We start from the raw sequence: 7,188 nt of genomic DNA, 5'->3' as shown, positions 1-7,188 counted from the left end.
TCGTTTAGTTAAATTATTAGGTTTTCGGTTGTCTAGAATTCCTTTTGAAAGGTTTATCGTCGTGTTGATAAGGTACCCTTTAAAAGCATCACAAATATGTGAACAAAAAAAGTAATAAAAAAACTGAATAGGGGTTGTTTTTTCGCAAATTTTGTTGCAATATCATCACAAGCTTAAAACTACAAAAAAATAACCTTTACTACGTGAAAAACCATATTACTTTTCTAAAAGTTAGATATTCTGAAACTGACCAAATGGGCTTTGTCCATCACAGTAACTATGCACAATACTTGGAAGTGGCTAGGCTTGAGTGGCTTGACAGTTTAGGAATCTCTTATAAGTGGATGGAGGAGAACGGAGTGATGCTACCAGTTTATAATTTACAAACTACGTTTAAGAAGTCTGCGCTCTTTGATGATACTCTAAAAATTGTTACAAGCTTGCGCGCTGCTCCGACGGTGAGAATAACATTCGATTATGAGGTTTTTAACCAAGATGGTGATTTATTAACAATCGCAAGTACAGAATTGATCTTTATTAATACCGAAAATGGCAGACCTATGAGATGTCCGCAATACATACTTGATAAGCTATAATTAATCTTCGTCTTCAAGAAGTGTTATCCCATACACTTCATTAAAGGCATTAATCACCTTTTTAGACTCTTTTCTACGTATGGAAAGTGTAAAAACACAGTTCATTTCCATATGCTGGTTAATGATAGTCACGGTGTAGTCATTTATTAACCGCATTACTTTATTGAGTAGTGGGTACTCAAACTGTACTTTAAAGGGGATGTCTATCGTTTTTTCTACAATATGAGAAGCTTCTAGTGCATTTTGAGCTCCTGTGCGATACGCATTTATTAAACCTCCTACACCAAGCTTTGTCCCGCCAAAATAACGCACGACTACAACGAGTACATTTGTAACATCATAAGATTGTAGCTGTCCATAAATGGGTGCTCCAGCACTGTTAGACGGTTCTCCATCATCATTTGCTCGGTATTGCTCGTACTCTTTACCTAGTACATATGCATAACACCAGTGACGTGCTTGGTAATGTTGTTTTTTAAGCGATTCTATATACTCTTTTATTTCATCTTCTGTCTCTACAGGAAATGCATAGCCAAAAAACTTGCTATTTCTATCCTTAAATAGTGTCTCTTCAGATGGGGTGAGTATCGTTTTATAGGTGTCTTTTACTGCGATGGCTATTGATTTTTATTGATGAGGGGTTACAATTTTTGCTTCTTCACATATTTCAACACAAGAAAGTTTTGTGCATTAGGTTCAAAACCAGAAATCGTTTTTTGAGTAAAGCGCACTACCTCGTCATAATAGAGCGGTATAATAGGTGACTTATCTATAATAAGAGAATCCATAGTGCGATATAGTTTTTTGCGCTGGTCTATATCTGTGATGCTCAAGCTGTGCTCGTATAAACTATCAAAGGTTGCGCTTTTAAAATGTGTGTAGTTTGGCCCATTTGGCGTGAAGTTCTTACTATAAAATAAGCTTAAGTAGTTTTCGGCATCTGGATAATCTGCAATCCAGCTTGCTCTAAAAGCATCTAGCTCTCCGCTACTCTTCATTTGTCGTAACGTAGATGGAGGCATCACGTCTACATTTACTTTGAGCCCTACCTTTTGTAACTCTCGTTGTATGTACTCACAGATGTCTAGGTACTGGCTATTTGTGCCTATGGTGATTTCTGGAGATGTGTCTCCTGTTTCTTTAATGTATTGTGCTATTAGCTTTCGCGAAAGCGTACCATCATACTCATATCCCTTTATATGATCATGGCCAGGTAGCCCTTTAGGTATAAACCCATTTACCGCCGGCTTGCCGATACCATTGCGCAGGTATGTGATCATTTTTTTACGGTCAAAACCGTAGTTTACTGCCTTGCGTAGTAAAGCAGATTGTACCTCTGGCGTGTCACTATCTAAGTAAAAGCCTATATATTCTGTATTGAGCCACGGTACCTTTTCAAACTGCACGCGATTTTGATACTTTGCTCTTAAAGTGCCAGAAGCGGTAAGAATCTCATCTTTATATGATGGATCCAGACTATTAAGGTAATCTATATTGCCTTGTGCAAATTGTAAAAACTCACTTTGCTTATCTGGTAAAAATGTAATAGCCACTGCCTCAAGATAGGGGAGTTGGTTGCCATCCTCATCTTTTTCATAGTAGAGCTCATTTTTGCGTAAGACTAGTTTTACACCTTCTTCCCAGCGTTTGAACTTAAATGGCCCAGTGCCTATGGGGTGAGATCTAAACTCGTCCCCATAATGTGTAGTAACCTCTTTAGGAACAACAGAGCAGTAGCGCATACTAAGTAAACCTAGATAAGCGGGAAAGGCCTTCTTTAATGTAATGGTAAATGTGGTGTCATTTACAGCGCTGTAATTTGCCACATTGCCTAATACCCAGCTCCCAGGTGAGGCAATTTTTGGGTCACGTAGTCTATTAAAGGAATAAACAAAATCTGCAGCGGTTACTATGCGAGTACTATCTCTAGTTTTAAAAGCAGCGTGTTTATGAAAGCGCACATCATCACGTAGTATAAATTTATACGTAAGCGCATCTGGAGATATTTCCCAAGACTTTGCAATATCTGGTTGTACGTTAAGATCATTATCTAGTTGTACCAGACCATTAAATAGCTGGTTAACCGGCCATATTATAGGAGGGTTACGAGCAAACGCAGGGTCTAGTGTAGAAATTTGATACTGCTCGTTATATCTAAAAACTTGATGATCACGATCACTCGTATCACCTTTGTCACAACCTATAGTACTAAGTATGCAAAGTATGAGAAAGAAATAATTGAGTAAAAGTGAGCGGGTGTTTTTCAATTTGAGTAAGCAAATAATTAAGAGTATCTTTGCCCACCTTTTTTAAGGCTAAGCAGTACACAAATATAGTCCAAATGTCTTCTACAAAGAAAGTCGCTTTTTATACCTTAGGTTGTAAACTTAATTTTTCTGAAACCAGCACCATTGCGCGCAGTTTTGGAAAGGAAGGTTTTGATAAGGTAGACTTTTCTGAAGCCGCAGATGTTTATGTGATAAACACCTGTAGTGTTACAGAAAATGCAGACAAGCGTTTTAAAAACATCGTAAAGCAAGCTCAAAAAGCAAATCCAGATGCTGTAAAAGTAGCTGTAGGGTGCTATGCACAACTCAAACCAGAAGAACTTGCTGCGGTAGACGGAGTAGATCTTGTACTAGGAGCTACAGAGAAGTTTAATGTGACAAGTTACATAAACGACTTGCTTAACAATCCAGATCGCGCGCGTGATGGAGGAGAGGTACACGCCTGTGAGATACAAGATGCAGACTTCTATGTAAGCTCTTACTCTATAGGTGATCGCACACGTGCTTTCTTAAAAGTGCAAGATGGTTGCGATTATAAATGTACTTATTGTACCATACCACTAGCACGTGGTATCTCAAGAAGTGATACTTTACAAAATGTACTGGACAATGCGACCAAAATCGCTGCACAAGATATCAAGGAGATTGTACTCACAGGTGTAAATATAGGTGACTACGGTAAAGGAGAATTTGGTAATAAAAAACACGAGCACACTTTTCTAGAACTCGTACAAGAGCTTGATAAGGTAGACGGTATAGAGCGACTGCGCATCTCGTCTATAGAGCCTAATCTTCTTAAAAATGAAACCATCGAGGTCGTGTCAAATTCACGCACCTTTGTACCTCACTTTCATATACCCCTACAAAGCGGGAGTAATAAAATATTAGGTTTAATGCGACGTCGCTACCAGCGAGAACTCTACGTAGATCGCGTTGCAAAAATTAAAGAAGTGATGCCTCACGCCTGTATAGGTGTAGATGTAATTGTAGGTTTTCCGGGAGAGACAGATCAAGATTTTCTTGAGACCTATAATTTTCTTAATAGCCTAGATATATCATACTTACACGTGTTTACTTATTCTGAAAGAGATAATACGCCAGCAGCCACAATGGATGGTGTAGTACCAAAAAATGTGCGTAGCAAACGCAGTAAGATGTTGCGTGGCCTTTCGGCAAAAATGAGACGTGCCTTTTATGAATCACAGCTAGATTCCAAGCGCACGGTTCTCTTTGAAAGTGAAAATAAAGAGGGATACATACACGGCTTTACAGAAAACTATGTAAAAGTAAAAGCTCCTTGGAATCCAGAGCTTGTAAACCAGTTACACGAGGTACAACTTACCAGTATAGATGATGATGGTATGGTGCGATTTGACTTTGCGAGTGTAGAGGCGTAGTGTTTTTACGCTTTCGCGAAAGCGTACTCATAACCCTATTCTTCATTGCGGTTAAGCACTTCTACAAAGCGAGTGTTTTTAATATCTTCCCACTCATCTCTTAAAATTGAGTAGCAGCAGGAGTTGCGCCTACGACCATTTTTAGTAATGATATCCTTGCGTAAAATTCCTTCTAGGGTTGCGCCCAGCTTTTCGACCGCTTTTCTTGATCGTGTGTTGCGCTCATCTATACGAAACTCTACACGCTCATAAGAGAGTTTTTCAAATGCATAGCGCAGCATTAAAAACTTAATATGCTGGTTGAGACCGCTTCCGCGAAAATCTTCTCCAAGCCACGTCCACCCTATATGAACAACTTTGTTAACCTTATCTATATTTCCAAAACGGGTAGAGCCTGCAAACTTACATAGCTCCTTGTCAAAAATGATAAATGGGAGAGCAGTACCTGCTTGACGTCTGGTTATGGCGTCTTTAATGTACTTCTTTAATTTTGGACCTGTTGAAATATCTGAGCCTCCATATGCATTAAGGTCTACCTGACTTGATAGTGGTAGTAAATCGCGATAGTGATAACTCTCTAGAGTGAGAAGTTTTGCACGCTTGTTTTCGAGAGTTTTGATTTTCATAAATAAAAAAATGTGTCGCACTTTAAAAGTACGACACATTTTTAAGAAGTGATAGGTGTTATAAGATTATAGTCCTAAAATCTTTGCATCTACTCTAAATCTTGTATAAATCTCAATCTCGTGATCAGACTCTATGGTTTGATCTGTAGTAGTCTCTGTGCGCAATGTGTATGTCTCACCTTGTATGTATTCTTTAAGCTCTGTATCTACTACGTCTAGATCTAATGTTCTAGATCCATCTTCTGGTATACTTGTACTAGAGGCAATGAGGCGCTCTTCTAGTCCGTCTGCATTTATGTAGATAGCGATGTCATTAAGAAAATCAAAATCACCAGACTCTGGCGTTTGTAAGTTTAATGTGAGTTTTGTGAGTTTCACACTCTCTACAAGATCTGCATTTGTATTATTATTTTCAAACTCTTGTTGAGAGTTTGTAGTAGTTTCTGGTGTAACAATATCAAATGGAGCGTCTAATATACTTGTAGACTGTATTGTAATATTTGTTGTGTAGTCTATATTAAACTTTGTTAACTCATCTAGCTTATCACAGGCTATAAAAGTTATGAGTAATACGGTAATTGCTATGGTCTTTTTAATCATAATTAAGGGAATTTGTCCGCAATATTAACGAAATTTGAATACAGATAGTTCTGCTCACAACTTTATTTAACATTTCTCTATGAATTATACAAAGGAAGAAGTGCTTGCTCGCCTCGCAGAGAGCTGCAAGAATACGCTTATGGAAACTTTAGACATTGAGTATATAGACTTTGGTGAAGACTTTCTAGTAGCACAAATGCCTGTTACGCCTAAAGTACACCAGCCAGATGGAGTTTTACACGGAGGGGCAATGGTTGCTCTGGCAGAGAGCGTAGGTAGTGCGGCTAGTTTTATGTTTTTAGACCAAGCACATACTATAAGAGGTATTGAGATCTCTGCAAATCACGTAAAGAGTAAACGTGAAGGAATGGTGTATGCAAAGGCTACATTTATTCATAAAGGTCGCACCACTCAGCTATGGAATATTGATGTGGTAGATGAAGAAGATAACCTTATCTCCAAGTGTAAACTTACAACGATAGCCCTGCCTAGAAAGTAATGGATCAAGACGCATTCTTTATAGAGATTCAAAATCATTTTGATGAAGCGATACCTTTTGTGGTATACAGAAAGCCAAACCAAAAAACGGTTATTGCTTTGCTTCAAGAAGAAGATGAGTTACATACTGTTTCAGACTTTAGTGAGAGTGGGTTTGTGTTTGCTCCTTTTGACACAACTACGTCAGAAACCATATTAATTCCGCAATCACAGTCCTTTGAGATGCGTCTAGATGAGTATGTAACTACTCAATCTAACGAGGACGTTGTAACAACTTCGGTTGAGGCGGCTCAAGGAGCAAAAGAGCAACATATAGCACTTGTAGAAAGAGGTATAAATAAGATTAAAAATACTGGATTGAAGAAAGTTGTGCTTTCGCGAAAGCAAAAAATAAATCACAACTATGAGTCACCTGTGTCCATTTTTAAAAGATTGCTTGATACCTATGCCACAGCTTTTGTGTATTGCTGGTATCACCCTCAAGTAGGGTTATGGCTGGGCGCCACACCCGAAACCCTTCTCTCGGTCGAAAATAGAAAGCTTTATACAATGTCGCTAGCGGGTACACAGAAGAAAGAAGATACTCTAGAGGTAAGCTGGGGAGCAAAGGAAATAGAAGAGCAGCAGCTTGTAACAGATACAATCGTACATAATCTTAAAGATATAGTAGACAATTTACAAGTGTCTGAAACCCATACGCATCAGGCAGGTACATTACTGCATCTTAAAACAGATATTACCGCTATAGTACACGATAGTGATACTAAGCTTGCATCTATAATACAAGCACTGCACCCTACGCCAGCCGTATGTGGTTTGCCTAAGCTTGAGGCCAGAGATTTTATCTTACAAAATGAGAATTATAATAGATCATATTACACTGGTTTTTTAGGAGAGCTCAATATAAAGACAGAAAAAAAACGAGCAAGCACACGTCGTAATGTTGAGAATCTCGCCTACGGCGCTGTGAAAAAGCATACGCATCTATTTGTGAATCTACGCTGTATGGAAGTAGATGCTCAGGGCGCACAATTATATGTAGGTGGTGGTATAACTGCTTCTAGTAAGCCGGCGTTAGAGTGGGAGGAAACTGTAAATAAATTGCAGACAGTTGCAACTGTTTTATAGTCATTGTATGTGTTTACTATTCTAATAGAAATTTCAATAAAACTGATTTTTTCTA

Annotated in this window: 8 protein-coding genes; 4 read left to right on the top strand and 4 right to left on the bottom strand. The window is 38.4% G+C overall.

Annotated features, from left to right (window positions below):
* The first annotated feature begins 203 nt into the window (after positions 1-203).
* On the top strand, positions 204-596 hold the full coding sequence (locus ABVM49_RS14325) for an acyl-CoA thioesterase (protein WP_405202504.1): 393 nt from the start codon (positions 204-206) through the stop codon (positions 594-596).
* Here the strand turns inward: ABVM49_RS14325 and ABVM49_RS14320 are convergent, their stop codons facing one another.
* Both ABVM49_RS14320 and ABVM49_RS14315 read right to left on the bottom strand, forming a co-directional pair.
* The gene (locus tag ABVM49_RS14320; RefSeq protein ID WP_405203689.1) at positions 597-1,211 is read right to left on the bottom strand and encodes a YigZ family protein; all 615 of its coding nucleotides are present in this window, start codon (positions 1,209-1,211) and stop codon (positions 597-599) included. It abuts the gene before it with no gap.
* Between the two features lie 26 nt (positions 1,212-1,237).
* Positions 1,238-2,863, bottom strand: a complete 1,626-nt coding sequence (locus ABVM49_RS14315; protein WP_405202502.1) for an ABC transporter substrate-binding protein — start codon at positions 2,861-2,863, stop codon at positions 1,238-1,240.
* 74 nt (positions 2,864-2,937) lie between these two features.
* On the opposite strand from ABVM49_RS14315, the gene mtaB reads away from it, so the two are divergent.
* The gene (gene mtaB / locus ABVM49_RS14310) at positions 2,938-4,281 is read left to right on the top strand and encodes a tRNA (N(6)-L-threonylcarbamoyladenosine(37)-C(2))-methylthiotransferase MtaB (protein WP_405202500.1); all 1,344 of its coding nucleotides are present in this window, start codon (positions 2,938-2,940) and stop codon (positions 4,279-4,281) included.
* A gap of 35 nt (positions 4,282-4,316) precedes the next feature.
* Here the strand turns inward: mtaB and ABVM49_RS14305 are convergent, their stop codons facing one another.
* Positions 4,317-4,907 carry a GNAT family N-acetyltransferase gene (locus tag ABVM49_RS14305; RefSeq protein WP_405202499.1) on the bottom strand — a complete coding sequence of 197 codons (591 nt, stop codon included), beginning with the start codon at positions 4,905-4,907 and terminating at the stop codon, positions 4,317-4,319.
* Between the two features lie 66 nt (positions 4,908-4,973).
* A complete protein-coding gene (locus ABVM49_RS14300) occupies positions 4,974-5,507 on the bottom strand; it encodes a hypothetical protein (RefSeq protein WP_380034351.1) in 534 nt (177 codons plus the stop codon).
* Between the two features lie 79 nt (positions 5,508-5,586).
* On the opposite strand from ABVM49_RS14300, the gene ABVM49_RS14295 reads away from it, so the two are divergent.
* Both ABVM49_RS14295 and ABVM49_RS14290 read left to right on the top strand, forming a co-directional pair.
* Positions 5,587-6,006 carry a PaaI family thioesterase gene (locus tag ABVM49_RS14295; RefSeq protein ID WP_380034350.1) on the top strand — a complete coding sequence of 140 codons (420 nt, stop codon included), beginning with the start codon at positions 5,587-5,589 and terminating at the stop codon, positions 6,004-6,006.
* Positions 6,006-7,133 (top strand): chorismate-binding protein, encoded by a 1,128-nt coding sequence (locus ABVM49_RS14290; RefSeq protein WP_405202497.1) that lies wholly within the window; start codon positions 6,006-6,008, stop codon positions 7,131-7,133. The genes ABVM49_RS14295 and ABVM49_RS14290 overlap by 1 nt, the downstream gene beginning before the upstream one ends.
* Positions 7,134-7,188 lie beyond the last annotated feature (55 nt).

This window comes from Dokdonia sp. LLG6352-1 (genome assembly GCF_045055815.1).
GTDB lineage: Bacteria > Bacteroidota > Bacteroidia > Flavobacteriales > Flavobacteriaceae > Dokdonia > Dokdonia donghaensis.
The sequence above is the reverse complement of the archived record's forward strand: the minus strand, read 5'-3'. Positions and strand labels throughout refer to the sequence as shown.

Excerpts from the sequence above, each read along its gene's own strand:
- mtaB (WP_405202500.1), top strand. The coding sequence starts at position 2,938 with ATGTCTTCTACAAAGAAAGTCGCTTTTTATACCTTAGGTTGTAAACTT.
- ABVM49_RS14305 (WP_405202499.1), bottom strand. The coding sequence starts at position 4,907 with ATGAAAATCAAAACTCTCGAAAACAAGCGTGCAAAACTTCTCACTCTA.
- ABVM49_RS14300 (WP_380034351.1), bottom strand. The coding sequence starts at position 5,507 with ATGATTAAAAAGACCATAGCAATTACCGTATTACTCATAACTTTTATA.
- ABVM49_RS14295 (WP_380034350.1), top strand. The coding sequence starts at position 5,587 with ATGAATTATACAAAGGAAGAAGTGCTTGCTCGCCTCGCAGAGAGCTGC.
- ABVM49_RS14290 (WP_405202497.1), top strand. The coding sequence starts at position 6,006 with ATGGATCAAGACGCATTCTTTATAGAGATTCAAAATCATTTTGATGAA.